The sequence below is a fragment of the Geodermatophilus dictyosporus genome (assembly GCF_900115505.1).
Taxonomy (GTDB): domain Bacteria; phylum Actinomycetota; class Actinomycetes; order Mycobacteriales; family Geodermatophilaceae; genus Geodermatophilus; species Geodermatophilus dictyosporus.
Genome location: NZ_FOWQ01000002.1, coordinates 39,112 through 57,517, shown reverse-complemented (window position 1 = coordinate 57,517; position 18,406 = coordinate 39,112). Strand labels below are relative to the sequence as shown.

The 18,406-nt window shown below is 75.5% G+C and carries 22 protein-coding genes; 19 read left to right on the top strand and 3 right to left on the bottom strand.

The window, feature by feature from the left end; genetic code table 11:
- The first annotated feature begins 78 nt into the window (after positions 1-78).
- Entirely contained in the window at positions 79-1,845 is a 1,767-nt protein-coding gene (locus BMZ33_RS03825; RefSeq protein ID WP_091108083.1) for a proline--tRNA ligase, read from the top strand.
- Here the strand turns inward: BMZ33_RS03825 and BMZ33_RS03820 are convergent.
- Positions 1,812-2,213: a VOC family protein gene (locus BMZ33_RS03820; RefSeq protein ID WP_169063852.1), complete on the bottom strand. Its 402-nt coding sequence runs from the start codon at positions 2,211-2,213 to the stop codon at positions 1,812-1,814. The genes BMZ33_RS03825 and BMZ33_RS03820 overlap by 34 nt on opposite strands.
- 158 nt (positions 2,214-2,371) lie before the next feature.
- Between BMZ33_RS03820 and rpsP the strand changes: the two genes are divergently transcribed.
- The 15 genes from rpsP (at position 2,372) to whiG (ending at position 13,883) form a co-directional block, all read left to right on the top strand.
- Positions 2,372-2,854 carry a 30S ribosomal protein S16 gene (rpsP, locus tag BMZ33_RS03815; RefSeq protein ID WP_091108081.1) on the top strand — a complete coding sequence of 161 codons (483 nt, stop codon included), beginning with the start codon at positions 2,372-2,374 and terminating at the stop codon, positions 2,852-2,854.
- Positions 2,855-2,857: 3 nt separating this feature from the next.
- Positions 2,858-3,094: an RNA-binding protein gene (locus BMZ33_RS03810; RefSeq protein ID WP_091108079.1), complete on the top strand. Its 237-nt coding sequence runs from the start codon at positions 2,858-2,860 to the stop codon at positions 3,092-3,094.
- Positions 3,095-3,117: 23 nt separating this feature from the next.
- The gene (gene rimM / locus BMZ33_RS03805) at positions 3,118-3,639 is read left to right on the top strand and encodes a ribosome maturation factor RimM (RefSeq protein ID WP_169063851.1); all 522 of its coding nucleotides are present in this window, start codon (positions 3,118-3,120) and stop codon (positions 3,637-3,639) included.
- Positions 3,636-4,376, top strand: a complete 741-nt coding sequence (trmD, locus tag BMZ33_RS03800; RefSeq protein ID WP_091108075.1) for a tRNA (guanosine(37)-N1)-methyltransferase TrmD — start codon at positions 3,636-3,638, stop codon at positions 4,374-4,376. Before rimM ends, trmD begins: the two co-directional genes overlap by 4 nt.
- A complete protein-coding gene (locus BMZ33_RS03795) occupies positions 4,369-4,869 on the top strand; it encodes an NUDIX domain-containing protein (RefSeq protein ID WP_091108073.1) in 501 nt (166 codons plus the stop codon). The genes trmD and BMZ33_RS03795 overlap by 8 nt, the downstream gene beginning before the upstream one ends.
- Positions 4,870-5,053: 184 nt before the next feature.
- Positions 5,054-5,410, top strand: coding sequence for a 50S ribosomal protein L19 (gene rplS / locus BMZ33_RS03790; RefSeq protein ID WP_091108071.1), 357 nt, complete (start codon positions 5,054-5,056; stop codon positions 5,408-5,410).
- Between the two features lie 75 nt (positions 5,411-5,485).
- A complete protein-coding gene (lepB, locus tag BMZ33_RS03785) occupies positions 5,486-6,412 on the top strand; it encodes a signal peptidase I (RefSeq protein ID WP_091108069.1) in 927 nt (308 codons plus the stop codon).
- A gap of 283 nt (positions 6,413-6,695) precedes the next feature.
- A complete protein-coding gene (locus BMZ33_RS03780) occupies positions 6,696-7,418 on the top strand; it encodes a response regulator transcription factor (RefSeq protein WP_169063850.1) in 723 nt (240 codons plus the stop codon).
- 186 nt (positions 7,419-7,604) lie between these two features.
- Positions 7,605-8,396 carry a ribonuclease HII gene (locus BMZ33_RS03775; protein ID WP_091108066.1) on the top strand — a complete coding sequence of 264 codons (792 nt, stop codon included), beginning with the start codon at positions 7,605-7,607 and terminating at the stop codon, positions 8,394-8,396.
- Positions 8,393-8,713 carry a DUF2469 domain-containing protein gene (locus BMZ33_RS03770; protein ID WP_073421822.1) on the top strand — a complete coding sequence of 107 codons (321 nt, stop codon included), beginning with the start codon at positions 8,393-8,395 and terminating at the stop codon, positions 8,711-8,713. Before BMZ33_RS03775 ends, BMZ33_RS03770 begins: the two co-directional genes overlap by 4 nt.
- A 128-nt stretch (positions 8,714-8,841) precedes the next feature.
- A complete protein-coding gene (locus BMZ33_RS03765) occupies positions 8,842-9,201 on the top strand; it encodes a YraN family protein (protein ID WP_091108063.1) in 360 nt (119 codons plus the stop codon).
- Positions 9,198-10,718, top strand: coding sequence for a YifB family Mg chelatase-like AAA ATPase (locus tag BMZ33_RS03760; protein WP_091108060.1), 1,521 nt, complete (start codon positions 9,198-9,200; stop codon positions 10,716-10,718). The genes BMZ33_RS03765 and BMZ33_RS03760 overlap by 4 nt, the downstream gene beginning before the upstream one ends.
- Entirely contained in the window at positions 10,715-11,971 is a 1,257-nt protein-coding gene (dprA, locus tag BMZ33_RS03755; protein ID WP_091108058.1) for a DNA-processing protein DprA, read from the top strand. Before BMZ33_RS03760 ends, dprA begins: the two co-directional genes overlap by 4 nt.
- 86 nt (positions 11,972-12,057) lie before the next feature.
- On the top strand, positions 12,058-12,993 hold the full coding sequence (locus tag BMZ33_RS03750) for a tyrosine-type recombinase/integrase (RefSeq protein WP_091108056.1): 936 nt from the start codon (positions 12,058-12,060) through the stop codon (positions 12,991-12,993).
- 86 nt (positions 12,994-13,079) lie between these two features.
- Positions 13,080-13,883 carry an RNA polymerase sigma factor WhiG gene (gene whiG / locus BMZ33_RS03745; RefSeq protein ID WP_091108841.1) on the top strand — a complete coding sequence of 268 codons (804 nt, stop codon included), beginning with the start codon at positions 13,080-13,082 and terminating at the stop codon, positions 13,881-13,883.
- 106 nt (positions 13,884-13,989) lie between these two features.
- On the opposite strand, the gene BMZ33_RS22545 is transcribed toward whiG, so the two are convergent.
- Positions 13,990-14,355 (bottom strand): nuclear transport factor 2 family protein, encoded by a 366-nt coding sequence (locus tag BMZ33_RS22545; RefSeq protein ID WP_136697190.1) that lies wholly within the window; start codon positions 14,353-14,355, stop codon positions 13,990-13,992.
- A gap of 443 nt (positions 14,356-14,798) precedes the next feature.
- Complete coding sequence (locus tag BMZ33_RS03735; protein WP_091108052.1) at positions 14,799-15,302, bottom strand: murein hydrolase activator EnvC family protein; 504 nt, start codon at positions 15,300-15,302, stop codon at positions 14,799-14,801.
- 299 nt (positions 15,303-15,601) lie between these two features.
- Between BMZ33_RS03735 and rpsB the strand changes: the two genes are divergently transcribed.
- From rpsB to pyrH, 3 genes are all read left to right on the top strand, one after another.
- The gene (gene rpsB / locus BMZ33_RS03730; RefSeq protein WP_091108050.1) at positions 15,602-16,534 is read left to right on the top strand and encodes a 30S ribosomal protein S2; all 933 of its coding nucleotides are present in this window, start codon (positions 15,602-15,604) and stop codon (positions 16,532-16,534) included.
- Between the two features lie 89 nt (positions 16,535-16,623).
- Positions 16,624-17,439 carry a translation elongation factor Ts gene (gene tsf, locus BMZ33_RS03725; RefSeq protein WP_091108048.1) on the top strand — a complete coding sequence of 272 codons (816 nt, stop codon included), beginning with the start codon at positions 16,624-16,626 and terminating at the stop codon, positions 17,437-17,439.
- 126 nt (positions 17,440-17,565) lie between these two features.
- On the top strand, positions 17,566-18,348 hold the full coding sequence (gene pyrH / locus BMZ33_RS03720) for a UMP kinase (RefSeq protein WP_091108045.1): 783 nt from the start codon (positions 17,566-17,568) through the stop codon (positions 18,346-18,348).
- Positions 18,349-18,406: the final 58 nt, after the last annotated feature.

Genomic DNA, 18,406 nt, shown 5'->3' with positions numbered 1-18,406 from the left:
GTCAGGGAGGACGCGCTGCGGTGCGGGAGGACGGCGGCCTCGCGGAACGGGCTCGCTCCGGCCTGGGAGACTCCCCCCGTGCTCCTTCGCATGTCGACGCTGTTCCTGCGCACCCTGCGCGACGACCCGGCCGACGCCGAGGTCCCCAGCCACCGCCTGCTGGTGCGGGCCGGGTACATCCGGCGGGCCGCGCCGGGCGGCTTCACCTGGCTGCCGCTGGGCTACCGCGTCTTCCGCAACGTCGAACGCGTCATCCGCGAGGAGATGGACGCGATGGGCGCGCAGGAGGTGAACTTCCCCGCGCTGCTGCCGCGCGAGCCCTACGAGGCCACCAACCGCTGGACCGAGTACGGGCCCAACCTCTTCCGGCTCCAGGACCGCCGGGGCGTCGACTACCTGCTCGGCCCCACCCACGAGGAGATGTTCACGCTCCTGGTGAAGGACCTGTACTCCTCCTACAAGGACCTGCCGCTGTCGCTGTACCAGATCCAGACCAAGTACCGGGACGAGGCGCGGCCCCGGGCCGGGCTGTTCCGCGGCCGCGAGTTCACGATGAAGGACAGCTACTCCTTCGACGTCGACGACGCCGGCCTGGACAAGAGCTATGCCGCGCACCGCGACGCCTACATCCGCGTCTTCGACCGCCTGGGCCTGGAGTACGTCATCGTCTCGGCGATGTCGGGCGCCATGGGCGGGTCGCGCAGCGAGGAGTTCCTGCACCCGACGGCGATCGGCGAGGACACCTTCGTCCGCTCGCCCGGCGGGTACGCCGCCAACGTCGAGGCGGTCAGCACCGTCGTCCCCGAGCCGGTCCCGCTCGAGGGCCTGCCCGCCGCCCACGTCGAGGACACCCCCGACACCCCGACCATCGAGACGCTGGTCGCCGTCGCGCGGCAGCTGTTCCCCGACGCCGGCTACACGGCGGCGAGCACGCTGAAGAACGTCGTCGTCACGCTGGTGCACCCCGACGGCACCCGGGAGCCCCTGGTCGTGGGCCTCCCCGGCGACCGCGAGGTCGACGCCAAGCGGCTCGAGGCGCAGGTCGCGCCGGCCGAGGTCGAGCCGTTCGCCGAGTTCGACGCGCACCCCGAGCTGGTCAAGGGCTACATCGGCCCCCAGGTGCTCGGCGCCGGCAGCGCCTCGGGCATCCGCTACCTCGTCGACCCGCGCGTCGTCCCCGGCACCCGCTGGGTCACCGGCGCCAACGCGCCGGGCAAGCACGTGTTCGACCTGGTCGCCGGCCGCGACTTCACCTGGGACGGCGTCGTCGAGGCCGCCGAGGTGCTCGCCGGCGACCCCGCGCCCGACGGCTCCGGCCCGCTGGAGCTGGCCCGCGGCGTGGAGCTCGGGCACATCTTCCAGCTCGGCCGCAAGTACGCCGCCGCCCTCGGCCTGGAGGTGCTCGACGAGAACGGCAGGCTCGTCACGGTGACGATGGGCTCCTACGGCATCGGCGTCTCCCGGGCCGTGGCCGCGATCGCCGAGTCCACCCACGACGAGCTGGGCCTGGTCTGGCCCCGGGAGGTGGCGCCGGCCGACGTGCACGTCGTCGCCACGGGCAAGGACGCCGCGGTCTTCACCGCCGCCGAGTCGCTCGCGCAGGAGCTCGTCGGCGCCGGGCTGACCGTGCTGTACGACGACCGCCCGAAGGTGAGCCCCGGCGTGAAGTTCAAGGACGCCGAGCTGCTGGGGATGCCGACGATCGTCACCGTCGGCCGCGGGCTGGGCCAGGGCGTCGTCGAGCTGCGCGACCGGGCGACGGGGGAGCGGTCGGAGGTGCCGGTGGCCGACGCCGCGGCCGCCGTCCTCGCTCAGGTGCGGTCGGCGACCAGCTCGACCTCGTAGCCGTCGGCGTCCTCGAGGTAGGCCGCCCGGTGCTGCGGGCCGCCGGCGAACGGGTGGCGGTCGGCGAACAGCAGCCGCCACCCGTGCACGGGGGCCTCGGCCACCAGGGCGTCGAGGGCGGCGGCGTCCCCGGCCCAGAACGCCAGGTGGTTCAGGCCCGGGCGCAGCCGCTCGTGGGTGCCGGCGGCCAGCGCCGGCGACTGCTCGACGACGACGTAGACACCGCCGAGCCGCCAGGACCGGCCGTGCTCCCACGACCGGTACGGCGCCGCGCCCAGCGCGGGGAGCAGCCAGCCCCAGGAGCGTTCCGCCCGGGCGAGGTCGGGCACCCACAGCTCCACGTGGTGGAGCAGTCCCCGGCTGGTCACTGCGCACCTCCCGGCATCTGGCATCATGGTCGGTCGAACACGGCGGTGTGCGGCCCTCTCACCGCTGCCGGCCGTGTCCCTGGCTCCGCCCCGGCGTAACCCCACGCGTCCGTCCGGCGAGCACCGACAGACAGCGTTCGAGGAGAACACGAGCCACCGTGGCCACCAAGATCAAGCTCATGCGACTGGGCAAGATGCGCGCGCCGTACTACCGCATCGTCGTCGCCGACGCCCGCACCAAGCGCGACGGCCGCTCGATCGAGACGATCGGCAAGTACCACCCGAAGGAGGACCCCTCCTTCATCGAGGTCGACAGCGAGCGCGCCCAGTACTGGCTCGGCGTCGGCGCGCAGCCGACCGAGGCCGTCGCGGCCATCCTCCGGGTCACCGGCGACTGGCAGCGGTTCAAGGGCGAGCCGGCCCCGCCGCCGATGAAGGTCGCCGCCCCCAAGCCCGACCGCAAGGCCCTCTACGAGGAGGCCGTGCGCAGCAACGGCGACGAGCCGGCCGCCGGTGCGACCACCCCGAAGAAGAAGGCCGCCCCCAAGGCCGACTCGCCCGCCGACACGGTCGCCGAGGCCTCCGCGGCCGCCGGCGACGGCCCGGCCGCCGGCGGCGCCCCGACGACGTCCGCCGAGTAAGACGTGCTCGAAGAGGCGCTCGAGCACCTGGTCAAGGGCATCGTCGACCACCCGCGCGACGTCACCGTGGACGTGGTGGGCGGTCGCCGGGGCAAGACCCTCGAGGTCCGGGTGCACCCCGACGACCTCGGCAAGGTGATCGGCCGCGGCGGCCGCACCGCCAAGGCGCTGCGCACGGTGATGACCGGCGTCGGCGGCCGCGGCGTGCGGGTCGACGTCGTCGACACCGACGGGCGCTGAGCGCCTCCCGTCCCTTGGACGCAGTGGACACCCCACCGGACACCGTGGTGGTCGGCCGCATCGGCCGGCCCCACGGTGTCCGCGGTGAGGCGACCGTCGAGGTCCGCACCGACGACCCGGACGACCGCTTCGTCCCCGGCGCCGTGCTGCTGACCGACCCCGCCGCCCGCGGGCCGCTCACCGTGGCCGGCGCCCGCTGGCACCGCGAGGTGCTGCTGCTGGCCTTCGAGGGCTACCACAGCCGCGAGGACGTCGAGACCCTGCGCGACACCCTGCTCGAGGTCCCGGTCGCCGACCTGCCCGAGCTCGAGGACCCCGAGTCCTTCTACGACCACCAGCTGGTGGGCCTGGCCGCCCGGCTGGCCGACGGCGCGCCGCTGGGCACCGTCACCGCCGTCCGCCACGAGGGCGCCGAGCTGCTCGTCGTGTCCCGCGACGGCGGCCGGGAGCTGCTGGTGCCCTTCGTCGCCGCCATCGTGCCGACCGTCGACCTGGCGGGCGGGTTCGTCGTCGTCGACCCGCCCGAGGGCCTGCTCGACCTGTGACCGCCTACCGCGTCGACGTCGTCACGATCTTCCCCGAGTACCTGGCGCCGCTGCGCCAGTCGCTGCTGGGCAAGGCCGCCGAGCGCGGGCTGGTCGCCATCGGCGTGCACGACCTGCGGCAGTGGACCGACGACGTCCACCGCACCGTCGACGACGCCCCCTACGGCGGCGGGCCCGGGATGGTCATGCGGCCCGAGCCCTGGGCGCGCGCCCTGGAGGCGGTCCGCCCGTCCGGCACCCGCCTGGTCGTGCCCACCCCCGCCGGGCGCCCCTTCACCCAGGCCGTCGCCGCCGGGTGGGCCGCCGAGCCCGGCCTGGTCTTCGCCTGCGGCCGCTACGAGGGCATCGACCAGCGCGTCGCCGACTGGGCCGCGCAGCACGGGCCGGTGTCGGAGGTCTCCATCGGTGACTACGTGCTCGCCGGCGGCGAGTCCGCGGTCCTGGTCATGGTCGAGGCGGTCACCCGGCTGATCCCCGGCGTGGTGGGCAACCGCGAGTCGGTCGAGTACGACTCGCACGCCGACGGGCTGCTCGAAGGCCCCTCCTACACCCGCCCGGCGTCCTGGCGCGGGCTCGACGTGCCACCCGTGCTGCTCTCCGGCGACCACGCCGCCATCGCCCGCTGGCGGCGCGCGGAGTCGCTGCGGCGGACCGCCGCCCGGCGCCCCGACCTGCTGGCCGCGCTGCCCGAGGACGCCCTGGGCCCGGCCGACCGCGCGGTCCTCGACGGTGCCTGAGCACGCCTGGGTCCGCCCCACCGCGCGGGTGGTCGTCCTCGACCCCGGTGGCCGGGTGCTGCTGCTCGGCGCCCGGCTGACCGACCCGGCGGTCCCGCCCGGCGACGTGCTCTTCTGGTACACGCCCGGCGGGGGAGTGGAGGACGGCGAGAGCGTGCGCGAGGCCGCCGCCCGCGAGCTCGCCGAGGAGATCGGGCTGGTCGTCGAGCCCTCGGCGCTGGAGGGCCCGGTGTGGTTCCGGCGGCACGTGGGCTCCTTCGCCGGCGTGCAGGTCGACTCGCGGGAGACCTTCTTCGTCCTGCGCGACGTCGTCCACGAGGTCGACGCCACCGGCCGCACCGAGCTCGAGGTGCTCGGCGCCGAGCCGCACCGCTGGTGGTCGGCCGCGGACGTGGCCGCCGCCGAGGAGGAGTTCGCCCCGCGGGAGCTGGCCGCGGTGCTGCCCGAGCTGCTCGCCGGACCGTGGCGCCGGCCACCCCGCGTGGTGGACTGAGCGGTCCGCCCCGGCCCGCGCTCGGCAGGCCGCTGCGGATGTGGCACAGTAGAGAGCTGCTGCAGACCGGAGGCGCCCGCCGACGGGCACTCCCTCCCGGAGTCGCAGCCACCTGGTCCGGCGCGCGGGGCACCCCGCTGCCCGGGCCGACGACGAGCCACTGCTGAGACCGAGGAATGCCGCGATGAACACCCTGGACGTACTCGACGCCGACTCGCTGCGCGACGACATCCCCGAGTTCCGCCCCGGGGACACCGTCAAGGTGCACGTCCGCGTCGTCGAGGGCAACCGCTCGCGCATCCAGGTCTTCCAGGGTGCGGTCATCCGCCGCCAGGGCGGTGGCATCCGCGAGACCTTCACCGTGCGCAAGGTCAGCTTCGGCGTGGGCGTGGAGCGCACCTTCCCGGTGCACACCCCGGTCGTCGAGAAGATCGAGGTCGTGACCCGCGGTGACGTCCGCCGCGCCAAGCTGTACTACCTGCGCGAGCTGCGCGGCAAGGCCGCCAAGATCAAGGAGCGCCGCGAGACCGTCGCGCGCTGACCCTCGCGTGACCCCGGCCCCGCAGCGGCCGGGTCCGACCACGGCGGGCTCCCCGCGGCCGTACGCTGACTCCCGATGAGCAGCGACCGGTCCGGGGGGCCCGCCGACGTCGTCCCGGGGGACGAGCCCCAGCCCGGAGCCGAGCATGCCGGCCGCCGCTCCGGGCGCCGCCGCCGCGAGCGGCCCGAGCAGAAGAGCTCCCTGCTGCGGGAGCTGCCGGTGCTGCTGCTGGTGGCCTTCGTGCTCGCCCTGGTCGTGAAGACCTTCTTCGCGCAGGCGTTCTTCATCCCCTCGGGGTCGATGGAGCAGACGCTGCACGGCTGCCCGGGGTGCACCGGCGACCGCGTGCTGGTGAACAAGATCCCGTACTGGTTCGGCGAGCCCGAGCCGGGCGACATCGTGGTGTTCCAGGGGCCCGACACCTGGGTGCCCGAGGTCGAGGTCCAGGACCCCTCCAACTGGCTCACCGGCGCGCTGCTGTGGCTGGGCCGGACGGTGGGCGTCGCGCCGCCGAGCGAGGACGACTACGTCAAGCGGGTCATCGCGACCGGTGGCCAGACCGTCGAGTGCTGCGACGGCGAGGGGCGGGTGGTCGTCGACGGGCAGCCGCTCGACGAGCCCTACGTCTACGAGGACACCCCGCGGGAGAGCCGCGCGTTCGCCCCGGTCACCGTGCCGGAGGGGCGGCTGTGGGTGATGGGTGACCACCGGTCGGCCTCGGCCGACTCGCGCTCGCACGTCGGCGACCGCTACAGCGGCACCGTCGCCGTCGACGACGTGATCGGCAAGGCGGCGCTCATCGTCTGGCCGGTCGACCGCTTCGGCACCCTCGACGACCCCGACATCCAGGGCACGCAGGCAGCCGCCCCGCCCGGTGCGGGCGCGGTCGGCACCGCGACGCCGGTGGCCTCCGCGCTGCCGCTGGCCGCCGGGGTGACCGGCGCGCTGCCGGTGACGGCCTGGCTGCGCCGGCGGCGGTCCCGCCGTGCCGGCAGCGGCTGACCCGACCCGCCCGCTCCCCGTCGACGGCGTCGTCCCCTCCGGGACGGCGCCGTCGACGCGTCCGGGAGGAGACCGTCGTCGCCGGGTGCCATTCCCCGAAAATGGCGTCCGCATGTCGACAATGTGCGGGAGGTGACCGTTCTGCGTTACCGGTGTGACTGCCGGCGTAATCGACCGCCATTCCGGACCGGCGCGAGAAAATCCGGAAAAGGGGTAAAGGACCCGTCAATCCACTCCGATGAGGTGTTCGAGAGCAACTCGGTTCACCGAAATGGAGTAAGTCGTGTCCGCACCCATGGCGAGCGCCGCCCGAGGCGTCACCCGCGTCCTCCTCCTCGCCGACGCCCCCGTCCTGCGCCGCGGTCTGGTCAGCATGATCAACGAGACCGCCGGCATGCAGTCGGTGGGGACCCCGGGCGAGCTGCGCCGGGCGCTGACCCTGGTCGAGACCGCCCGCCCCGATGCCGTCGTCGTCGAGATGGGTGCCGGCCGGGCCGCCACGCTCAACGTCGTCCGCGACCTGCGCCGCCGCTTCCCGCGGGTGGCGGTCGTGGCCCTGGCCACCTCCGAGGACCCGGCCGTGGTCAACGAGGCCGTCGCCGCCGGCGTCCGCGGCTACCTGCTGCTCAACACCTCGCCGACCCTGCTGGGCTGGGCCATCCTGGCCGCCCGCGCCGGCCGCACCGTCGTCGACCCGCAGATCCGCCGCGTCGAGCCCAGTGCCGCCCCCGTCGGCAAGCCGCTGACCCCCGAGGTGCCCCTGACCCGCCGCGAGTCCGACGTGCTCGACGAGCTCATCCAGGGCCAGTCCAACCGGCAGATCGGCCGCAACCTGTTCATCAGCGAGGACACCGTCAAGTCGCACGTCAAGGCGATCCTGCGCAAGCTGGGTGCTCGCGACCGGGCGCACGCGGTCTCGCTGGTCCTCTCCTCGCGTGGCGGCGGCAGCTGCACCTGCGGCGCCCACGGCCTGGCCACCCCGGCCGCGGCCGCCGCGGAGGTCTGAGGGGCGATGCTCCCGGCCCCGGCCGGACCGCCCGCCTCCTCGGCGGTCCGTGCGGGGCGCCGCCGGGCCCGACCGGCCTGGCTCCGGTCCGCGGGCCGGTCCCCTCTGTCCCCGGGGACCGGCCCGCGGTCGTCCCCGCCGCCGGGCGCTCCGACCGTCCGGGTCCCGACGTACTGTCGGACGGCGATGGCCGGCCCTCTTCCCTCCCCGCACCGGGTGGCCGCGGCACCGTCCGCCCGCCCCCGCCGCCCCGCCCTCCCCGCTGCGGACCGCCCCGACGACGCGCTGTGGGACATGGAGCGCTCGCTGCGCCGGCGCGGCTTTGCCGCCGTGGCCGGTGCCGACGAGGCCGGCCGGGGCGCCTGCGCCGGGCCGCTGGTGGCCGCCGCCTGCGTGCTGCCTGCCGGGCGCCGCGGCCGCGTCCCGGGGCTGGCCGACTCCAAGCTGCTCACCGCCGCCGCCCGCGACCGCGTCTACGACGAGGTGGTCGAGCGGGCGGTGTCGTGGTCGGTGGTGACGATCCCGGTCGCCGACCTCGACGCGCGGGGGATGCACGTGACCAACCTCGAGGCGCTGCGCCGCGCGGTGAGCACGCTGGACCCGCCCGCCGACTACGTGCTCACCGACGGGTTCGCCGTCCCCGGGCTCGGTCTGCCCACCCTCGCGGTGTGGAAGGGCGACCGGGTGGCCGCCTGCGTGGCCGCGGCGTCGGTGCTGGCCAAGGTGACCCGGGACCGCACCATGCTCGACCTGCACGAGCGCTGGCCTGAGTACGACTTCGCGGTGCACAAGGGCTACACGACCGAGGCGCACACCGCCGCGCTGGAGCGTCACGGCCCCTGCCCGGAGCACCGGTCGCGCTTCGTCAACGTCGTCCGGGCCCGGCACGCACACGCCGGTCGGGAGCTCCAGCTGACCGGTCCCGGCGGCATGGTCGATGATGGGGGCATGCCCACTGTCTCCGGAGAGCCGCGATGAGCACCGAGGACCTGGAGAAGTACGAGACCGAGATGGAGCTGCAGCTCTATCGCGAGTACCGGGACATCGTCCGGCAGTTCACCTACGTGGTGGAGACCGAGCGGCGCTTCTACCTGGCCAACTCCGTCGACCTGCAGGTGCGCGAGGCCGGGGGCGAGGTGTTCTTCGAGCTCAAGCTGTCCGACGCCTGGGTCTGGGACATGTACCGGCCGGCCCGCTTCGTCCGCAACGTCCGCGTGCTGACCTTCAAGGACGTCAACGTCGAGGAGCTGGACAAGCCCGACCTCGAGCTGCCCGACGGGCCCCGCATCACCTGATCTCGCCACGCCCGGGAGGCTGACCTCCCGGGCGGACGGCACCGGTCCGGCCGTCCACAGGCCCCTGCGCCGTCCACAGACCGCCCTCCCGGCCACCCCGGGGCCGCACCGCGGGCGACGGTCGCCGCGTGTCCACCACCACCGCACTCGGCAGCCGCGGCGAGGCGATCGCCGCGGCCCACCTCACCGACGCCGGCCTGCGCGTCCTCGACCGCAACTGGCGCTGCCGCGACGGGGAGCTCGACATCGTCGCGCGCGACGGGTCGGCGATCGTCTTCTGCGAGGTCAAGACCCGGCGCGGCACCGGCTTCGGCCACCCCGTCGAGGCGGTGACCCCGGCCAAGCAGCGGCGGCTGCGGCTGCTGGCGCAGCGCTGGCTGGCCGCGCACGACGAGCACGCCCCCGACCTCCGCTTCGACGTCGTCGGCGTGCTCGTGCCGCCCGCGGGCCTGCCGCTGGTCACCCACCTGCCCGGGGCCTTCTCGTGACGCTGGCCCGCACCTGGTCGGTCGGCCTGGCCGGGGTGGCCGGGGCGATGGTGGAGGTCGAGGTGGACATGTCCGCCGGCGTCCCCGGGGTGGTGCTGGTCGGCCTGCCCGACGCGGTGGTCCGCCAGTCGGTCGACCGCGTGCGGGCGGCGGTGGTGAACACCGGCGCCTCCTGGCCGATGCGCCGGATCACCATCGGCCTGTCGCCGGCGTCGATGCCCAAGCAGGGGAGCGGCTTCGACCTGGCGCTCGCCGCCGCCGTGCTCGCCGCCGCCGGCACGCTGCCCGCCGACTCCGCCGACGGCCTGGTCCTGCTCGGCGAGCTCGGCCTCGACGGCTCCGTGCGGGCGGTGCGCGGCGTCCTGCCGGCGGTGCTGGCGGCCGCGCAGGCCGGGCACGACACGGTCGTCGTCCCGGCCGGTAACGCCGAGGAGGCGGCCCTGGTCGCCGGGGTCGCCGTGCTGCCCGCGGCCACGCTCGGCGACCTCGTGGCCCACCTGTCCGGACGGGCGTCGCTGGCCCCGCACGTCCGCGGGCCGCTGCCGAGCCCCGCGCCGGCACCCGACCTCGGGGACGTGGTCGGTCAGGCCGCGGGCCGGCGCGCGGTCGAGGTGGCCGCCGCCGGTGGGCACCACCTGTTCCTCACCGGCCCGCCGGGCGCCGGCAAGACGATGCTGGCCGAGCGGCTGCCGGGTCTGCTGCCCGTCCTCGACGAGCGGGCCGCGCTGGAGGTCACCGCCATCCACTCGGTGGCCGGGACGCTGCCGCCCGGCGCGCCGTTGCTGAGCCGGCCCCCGTTCGAGTCGCCCCACCACTCGGCGACGATGGCCGCGCTCGTCGGCGGGGGATCGGGGGTCATCCGGCCGGGGGCGCTGTGCCGGGCCCACCGTGGCGTGCTCTTCCTCGACGAGGCGCCGGAGTTCCCCCGGGCCACCCTCGACACGCTGCGCCAGCCGCTCGAGCGCGGCGAGGTGACCATCGCCCGTGCCTCGGGCGCGGCGACCTTCCCGTGCCGCGCCCAGCTGGTGCTCGCCGCCAACCCCTGTCCCTGCGCCAGCGCGGCCGGTGACGCGGCGTGCACCTGCAGCCCGCTGGAGCGGCGCCGCTACCAGGCCCGGCTGTCGGGGCCGCTGCTGGACCGCATCGACCTGCGGGTCGACCTCCCGGCGGTGACGCGGGCGGCCTGGCTGGCCGGACAGGACCCACCCGAGCCGAGCGCGGCGGTCGCCGGCCGGGTGGCCGCCGCCCGGGAGACGGCCGCCGCGCGGCTGGGCGGAGCGGGGCTGGCGCTCAACAGCCAGGTGCCCGGCCGGTTGCTGCGGGAGCGGTGGCCGGTCCCGCGCGCGGCCCTCACCCTGGCCGAGCGGGCGCTGGAGCGCGGGCTGCTGTCGGTCCGCGGCCTCGACCGGGTGCAGCGGGTGGCCTGGACGCTGGCCGACCTCGGCGGGCGCGCGGTGCCCGACGGCGACGACGTGGCCGAGGCGCTGGGCATGCGGCTGCAGCGGGTGGCGGCATGAGCGCCCCGACCCTGGAGGAGGACCTCGAGGGCGCGCTGGACGGCCCGGCGGCGGTCGACGGGGTCGGCGTCCCCGGCATCCGGCGCGCGCGGGCCTGGCTGACGCGCGCCGCCGAACCCGGGTCGGTCGGCTTCTGGCGCTGGGTCGACGACGTCGGCCCGGTGGCCGCCGTGCGCGCCCTGCGGGCCGGGACGGCGCCGGAGGGGGCCCGGGCGCTGGTCGGCGCCCGCGCCGTCGAGGACGCCAGCCTGGCCGACCTGCACCGCGCCGAGCGCTGCGGCGCTCGCCTCGTGCTGCCCGAGGACGACGAGTGGCCGGTGCTGCCGCTGCACTCCCTGACGCTGGCGGTCGTCGGCCGCGACGGTGACGTCGAGCAGGCCGACCGCACCACGGCGCTGGTGCCGCCGGTGGCGCTGTGGGTGCGCGGCACCGCCCGCCTCGACGAGGTCGTCGACCGCTCGGTGGCCGTGGTCGGCTCCCGGGCCTCCACCGCCTACGGCGAGCACGTGGCCGGGGAGCTGGGCCACGAGCTGGGGGAGCGCGGCTGGACCGTGGTGTCCGGCGGCGCCTACGGCGTCGACGTCGCAGCGCACCGCGGTGCCCTGGCCGCCGGCGCCCCGACGGTCGCGGTCCTGGCCTGCGGGGTGGACCGCGCCTACCCGGCCGCGCACTCGACGGTGTTCAGCCGGATCGTCGACTCCGGCGGCCTGCTGGTCAGCGAGTGGCCGCCCGGCGCCGCCCCGCACCGGCACCGCTTCCTCGTCCGCAACCGGATCATCGCCGGGCTCACCCGCGGCACGGTGGTGGTCGAGGCGGCCGCCCGCTCCGGCGCGCAGGCCACCGCCCGGCGGGCGCAGCGGCTGGGCAAGGCGGTGCTGGTCGTGCCCGGGCCGGTCACCAGCGCGATGTCGGTGGGCTGCCACGACCTGCTGCGCGACGAGGACGTGGGCGCCCGGCTGGTGGGCAACGCCGCCCAGGTGGTCGAGGCGGTGGGCGGTCTGGGGGTCGACCTCGCCGACCCGCCGGAGCGGCCCGCCCGGGCCGGCGACGGCCTGACCGACCTCGCCCGCCGGGTGCTCGACGCCTGCCCGGTCCGGGTGGGTGTGAGCGCCGAGCGGCTGGCCGCCGTCGCCGGGTGCGACCCGCTGGAGGCGGTGCGGGTGCTGCCCGGGCTGGAGATCGCCGGGCTCGTGCAGTGGACCGGCACCGGCTGGCGGCTGGCGCCGCCGCCGAGGCGGCGGCGCGACGGCTGAGACGGCGGTGGCGGGGGACGCCTGCCGCGGGCGGCGCGACGGCGCGGCGGCTTGACCGCCGGAGGACTCCGTCGGACGGTCGGACGGTGACCGCCCGCACCGCCGACGCCCGCGCCGCGCTGCCGCCGGCGCTCGCCGCGGCGCTGGAGGGCTACGAGCAGGCGCTGCGCGAGGAGCGCGACCTGTCGGAGCACACCGTCCGCGGGTACGTCACCGACGCCGTCCGGCTGCTCGACCACCTCGCCCGCCGCGGCGGCACCACCGTCGGCGAACTCGACCTCGCCGCCCTGCGCAGCTGGCTGGCCCAGGGCCGCGCCCGGGGAGCCGGCCGCGCGACCACTGCCCGCCGGGCCGCCGCCGCGCGGTCGTTCACCGCCTGGCTGCGCCGCTCGGGCGCCACGTCCGAGGACGTCGGACTGCGGCTGGTCAGCCCCAAGGCCCACCGCACGCTGCCCGACGTGCTCGCCCCCGACCAGGCCCGCGCGGTGGTCGAGTCGACCGCCGGCGCCGACGACCCGGTCGGGCTGCGCGACGCCGTCGTCCTCGAGCTGCTCTACGCCAGCGGCATCCGGGTCAGCGAGCTCGTCGGCCTCGACGTCGACGACGTCGACCGCGGCCGGCGGCTGCTGCGCGTCCTCGGCAAGGGGCGCAAGGAGCGCAGCGTCCCCTACGGCGCGCCGGCCGAGCAGGCCCTCGACGCCTGGCTGGTGCGCGGCCGCCCGGCCCTGGCCACCCCCGGGTCCGGCCCGGCGCTGCTGCTGGGCCTCCGCGGCCGCCGGCTCGACGCGCGCGAGGCCCGCCGCACGGTGCACGCCGCCGTCGCGGCCGTCCCCGGCGCCCCGGACGTCGGCCCGCACGGGCTGCGCCACTCCGCGGCGACCCACGTGCTCGAGGGCGGCGCCGACCTGCGCTCGGTCCAGGAGCTGCTCGGCCACGCTAGCCTCGCCACGACGCAGATCTACACGCACGTGACGGTCGAGCGGCTCCGGGCGGTGCACGCGCAGGCGCACCCACGCGCATGACCACGCCGCCCACCCAGACCCCGCCGGCCGCCGCGCCGGCGTCCATCGCGAGACCCCGAGCCCACCAGAGAGCGGGAGTGCACACCGTGCCCGAGGCGACCATCCACCGGATCGGCGGCGAGTCCGAGGAGGACGCCGACGCAGCCATCGCCGAGCTCTGGGCGCAGTACGTCACCGAGCGGGCGCCGGCCCTGCGCGACCGGCTGATCCTGCACTACGCACCGCTGGTCAAGTACGTCGCCGGCCGGGTCGGCAGCGGCCTGCCCGCGCACGTCGAGCAGGCCGACCTCGTCTCCTACGGCACCTTCGGGCTCATCGACGCCATCACCCGGTACCAGCCCTCGCGCGAGGTCAAGTTCGAGAGCTACGCGATGGCCCGCATCCGCGGCGCGATCATCGACGAGCTCCGCAGCACCGACTGGATCCCGCGGTCGGTGCGGATGAAGGCCCGCCAGTTCGAGCGCACCGTCGCCGCCCTCGAGAGCCGGCTGCAGCGCAGCCCCACCGAGGAGGAGGTGGCCGCGGAGATGGACATGGACGTCGAGGAGGTCCGCAAGTTCCTCGGCCAGCTGTCCCTGGTCAACGTGGTCGCCCTCGACGAGCTGCTCACCGACGACGACGGCGGCGCCCCGCGGCTGGTCGACACCCTGCAGGACGTCAACGCCGCCGACCCGCAGGCCGTGGCCGAGCACGGGGAGGCCCGCCAGATGCTCGCCCGCGCCGTCGAGCAGCTGCCCGAGCGGGAGAAGGTCGTCGTCAGCCTCTACTACTTCGAGGGCCTGACGCTGGCCGACATCGGCCGCGTCCTCGGCGTCACCGAGAGCCGGATCTGCCAGCTGCACACTAAGGCCGTGCTGCACCTGCGCACCAAGCTCGCAGACATCGCCTGACCGTGTGACCCGTCGCCACGGTCGAGCACTCGTCGCTCCCCGAGGGCCCCGGTCGGCCTCCCGGGCACGCGACCGGCCTCCTGCCCACCCAGGGCCACGGGTGCGGTCAGAAGGGTCGATCGGGCACCGCCGGGATGCCCCATCCCTCCTGCACCTCGCCTCCGGTCACCCGGATCACGAGGACACCCTGTGCCGTCCCAGGAGCCGGGCCACCTGTCGAGTGCAGGTTCGCGATCAGGATCGTGCCGTCGTGGGAGCGGACGTCGAGCCACTCCGCGCGGTAGTCGGGGTGGTCGTGGAGGAAGCGCTGGATGAATGCGAGGTACTCGTCGGCGCTGTAGTCGCCTGCCGGCGGATGGCTCCCGATCACGTGCCACCGGCCGCTGTCGCTCCACAGCGCCCGCGCCTCCTCCAGCGCCCCGGCGCGCACCTTCCGGTACACGGCCGTGACGACGTCCTGCGGACCGTCCATCGCCGCCTCCGTCATCGCCGGAGTCCCCCACCTGCAGGGCGGTACGACGTCCACGGTCGACCTCGCGCTGTGCGGGACCTGCGGCTGTCCCGTCCGGGCCCACCCCCCGACCGGTCGCCCCGGGCGGATGTCGCCGGAGGCGGTGTCGATCGGATCGCGGCGGCCGTCGCGGGGGCGCACGACCGCCGACGGCGGTGCCTGGTGGTCGGGGTCGTGCTGCGGAGGCGCTGCAGCCAGGTCCTCCACTCCTCGGCCGATGCGCGCGGTCGGGCTGGCGGCGCGGTGCTCGACGATCGCACCGGAGGTGCGGCGGCGGCACGGCCGCCGGGTGGCCGGGCTCCACACCCAGGCGCTGGAGGCGGGAAGCCGGACGGTCCCGGGAGGGTCGGGCCGGACGAGGCGAGCGGTGAGCTGGGCCTGGTGGACCTCCTGCTGGTCGCGCCTCACCCGGTGGGCAGCAGCCGCACCTCGGGCGGGCGCAGCAGCGACAGCGGGTCGAGGTAGGTCTCCCCGCGGCGCAGCCCCCAGTGCAGGCAGGCCGCGGCCGGGCAGCCCTCGTGCCCGGCGAGCAGGGTCCCGAGCGGTGCGCCGCGGGTCACCGCCTGGCCGGCGGCCACGACCGGCGCGACCGGTTCGTACGTCGTGCGGAGGCCGTCCGCGTGGTCGACGCTGACCACCGGCCGGCCGGCCACCATCCCGGCGAAGACGACCACGCCGTCCCCGGCGGCGCCCACCACCGCCCCGGGTGCCCCAGCCAGGTCGGCGCCCCGGTGCCCGGGGCCGTACGGCGAGGGCGGCGGCACGAACGGCCGCGTGACCACCGGCGGGTCGCCCACCGGGGACACCCAGGCGGGCGCGACGGCGACCCCCGGCCCGGCGACCGCGGGCGCCGGGAGCAGGAGCGCGGCGACGACCAGCAGGACGGCGGGCAGGGAGCGCGCGGGCACTCCGGCAGCCTCGCCGCGGCACCGGCTCGCCGGGGCGGTCGCGGCCGGTCTGTGGACGGCGCCGACGGCGGGGGAGGGCCGATCGGTGCTCGGCGTATGCTGTCCGGTGCGACCCGCCACGGCGGGTCGACTCCGCGCGTCCTCCTCCCGCCGCTCCGGCGGGGCAGCCCCACCTCGGTCCCGGTCCTCCACCGGGTCGGTGGCGCCGCGGGACGCCAGGGCGGGACACCACCCGGTGCCCGCGACAACCGAGGAGCGCGGCCGCCCGGCGGTCGCGCGCAGACAGGAAGGCTGCGGCCATGGCAGTCGTCAGCATGAAGCAGCTGCTCGACAGCGGCGTCCACTTCGGGCACCAGACCCGTCGCTGGAACCCGAAGATGAAGCGCTTCATCTTCACCGAGCGCAACGGCATCTACATCATCGACCTGCAGCAGACGCTCGGGTACATCGACTCGGCCTACGAGTTCGTCAAGCAGACGGTCTCGCACGGCGGCTCGATCCTCTTCGTCGGCACCAAGCGCCAGGCGCAGGAGGTCGTCGCCGAGCAGGCGCAGCGCGTGGGCATGCCCTACGTCAACCAGCGCTGGCTCGGCGGCATGCTCACCAACTTCCAGACGGTGCACAAGCGGCTCCAGCGCCTCAAGGAGCTCGAGGACATGGAGCAGACCGGCGTGATGGCCGGCCTGTCGAAGAAGGAGCAGCTCGGCCTGACCCGCGAGAAGGCCAAGCTCGAGCGCAGCCTCGGCGGCATCCGCGACATGCAGAAGGTGCCCAGCGCCATCTGGATCGTCGACACCAAGAAGGAGCACATCGCCGTCGGCGAGGCCCGCAAGCTCGGCATCCCGGTCGTGGCGATCCTCGACACCAACTGCGACCCCGACGAGGTCGACTACAAGATCCCGGGCAACGACGACGCGATCCGCGCCATCAACGTGCTGACCCGCGTGATCGCCGACGCCGTCGCCGACGGCCTGATGGCCCGCTCGGCCGCGCAGGCCAACGCCGGCCGCGAGGACGGCGGCGCCCCGGTCATCGGCGGCGACGAGCCGCTGCCGGACTGGGAGCGCGAGCTGCTGACGGGCGGTGCCGGCACCGAGGCCGACGGCGCCTCCCCGCTGCCGGAGACGCCCGTCGCCCCGCCGGCCGTCACCGCCGAGGAGATCGCCCCGGTCGAGGGCGTGCCCGCCACCGGCGACACCTCCACCGGCACCCAGGGCGCCCAGAACGGCTGACGCGCCGGCGCCGCCGTCCGGCCCGCGGGCCGGACGGCGGCGCCCTGGCACGTCCGCACCCACCAACTCCAGACCCGTGAGGAAGTGACATGCCCGCCTTCACCGCTGCCGACGTCAAGCGCCTGCGCGACGCCACCGGCGCCGGCATGATGGACGCCAAGAAGGCCCTGACCGAGGCCGACGGCGAGTACGACAAGGCCATCGAGCTGCTGCGCATCAAGGGCGCCAAGGACGTCGGCAAGCGCCTCGAGCGCTCCACGACCAACGGCATCGTCGTCAGCAAGCACGGCGCGCTGCTCGAGCTCGACTGCGAGACCGACTTCGTCGCCAAGAACGCCGACTTCGTCGCGCTGGCCGAGCGGCTCGTCGAGATCGTCCTCGAGCAGTCGCCGGCCGACATGGACGCGCTGCTGGCCACCGAGGTCGACGGCCAGACCGTCGCCAAGCTGGTCGAGGCCGAGTCCGCGCGCATCGGCGAGAAGCTCGTCCTCTCGCGCTTCGCCACCTTCGAGGGCCCGACCGCGGTCTACCTGCACAAGCGCGCCACCGACCTGCCCCCCGCCATCGGCGTCGCCGTGCAGTACCAGGGCGGCAGCGAGGAGGCCGCGCGCTCGCTGGCGATGCACATCGCCGCCGCGCGCCCGCGGTACCTCTCCCGCGACGAGGTCCCGGCCGAGGCCGTCGAGACCGAGCGCCGCGTGGCCGAGCAGACCGCCAAGGAGGAGGGCAAGCCCGAGCAGGCGATCACCAGGATCGTCGAGGGTCGGGTCAACGCCTACTACAAGGACTTCGTCCTGCTCGAGCAGCCGTCGATCACCGAGCCCAAGCGCACGGTGAAGCAGATCGTCGACGAGGCCGGCCTGACCGTGCAGCGGTTCGCCCGCTTCGAGGTCGGCCAGGCGTAACCCGGTACCGCACCGCCGGCCCCGTCCCGATCCGGGACGGGGCCGGTGGCACGTCCGGGCCCGGCTGGCGCCCGGCGCACCGTTTGGCAGGATCACGCCCAACGACGTCGAGCGAGGGATGAGCAGTTGACCGACACCGCCGCGCCGCAGACGACCCAGCACCCGCCGCTCTCGGCCCCCACCGCCTTCCAGCCCGCCGACGGCGCGGGATACCAGCGGGTGCTGCTCAAGCTCTCCGGTGAGGCCTTCGGCGGCGGCAGCGTCGGCGTCGACGGCGGCATCGTGCACAGCATCGCCGAGCAGCTCGCCTCGGTCGTGCACGGCGGCACCCAGGTCGCCGTCGTCGTCGGCGGGGGCAACTTCTTCCGCGGTGCCGAGCTGGCCGAGGCCGGGATGGACCGCCGGCACGCCGACTACATGGGCATGCTCGGCACGGTCATGAACGCCCTCGCCCTGCAGGCCTTCTGCGAGCAGGTGGGCCTGGAGACCCGGGTGCAGACCGCGATCACCATGGGCCAGGTCGCCGAGCCCTACATCCCGCGCAAGGCCGTGCGGCACATGGAGAAGGGCCGGCTGGTCATCTTCGGCGCCGGCGCCGGCATGCCCTACTTCTCCACCGACACCGTCGCCGCCCAGCGCGCCCTGGAGATCGGCTGCCAGGTGCTGCTGATGGCCAAGAACGGCGTCGACGGCGTCTACGACGACGACCCGCGCACCAACCCGGGCGCCACCATGTACGACGACCTCGAGTACGCCACGGTGCTCGCCGACCAGCTCAAGGTCGCCGACGCCACGGCCATCAGCCTGTGCATGGACAACCGGATGCCGATCGTGGTGTTCAACCTGCTGCGCGACGGCAACATCGCCCGCGCCGCGGCGGGTGAGAGGATCGGGACGCTGATCAGCTGAGCGCGCCCGCACGAGGACACCGCACCGCAGGACGACGGCGGGGACGAACCCGCCGCAG

What these genes read in the sequence shown, in the direction of transcription:
- BMZ33_RS22545 (WP_136697190.1), bottom strand. Translation starts at nt 14,355, where the DNA reads ATGGACGGTCCGCAGGACGTCGTCACGGCCGTGTACCGGAAGGTGCGC.
- BMZ33_RS03770 (WP_073421822.1), top strand. Translation starts at nt 8,393, where the DNA reads ATGAGCACCGAGGACCTGGAGAAGTACGAGACCGAGATGGAGCTGCAG.
- rpsB (WP_091108050.1), top strand. Translation starts at nt 15,602, where the DNA reads ATGGCAGTCGTCAGCATGAAGCAGCTGCTCGACAGCGGCGTCCACTTC.
- lepB (WP_091108069.1), top strand. Translation starts at nt 5,486, where the DNA reads ATGAGCAGCGACCGGTCCGGGGGGCCCGCCGACGTCGTCCCGGGGGAC.
- rplS (WP_091108071.1), top strand. Translation starts at nt 5,054, where the DNA reads ATGAACACCCTGGACGTACTCGACGCCGACTCGCTGCGCGACGACATC.
- tsf (WP_091108048.1), top strand. Translation starts at nt 16,624, where the DNA reads ATGCCCGCCTTCACCGCTGCCGACGTCAAGCGCCTGCGCGACGCCACC.
- BMZ33_RS03775 (WP_091108066.1), top strand. Translation starts at nt 7,605, where the DNA reads ATGGCCGGCCCTCTTCCCTCCCCGCACCGGGTGGCCGCGGCACCGTCC.
- dprA (WP_091108058.1), top strand. Translation starts at nt 10,715, where the DNA reads ATGAGCGCCCCGACCCTGGAGGAGGACCTCGAGGGCGCGCTGGACGGC.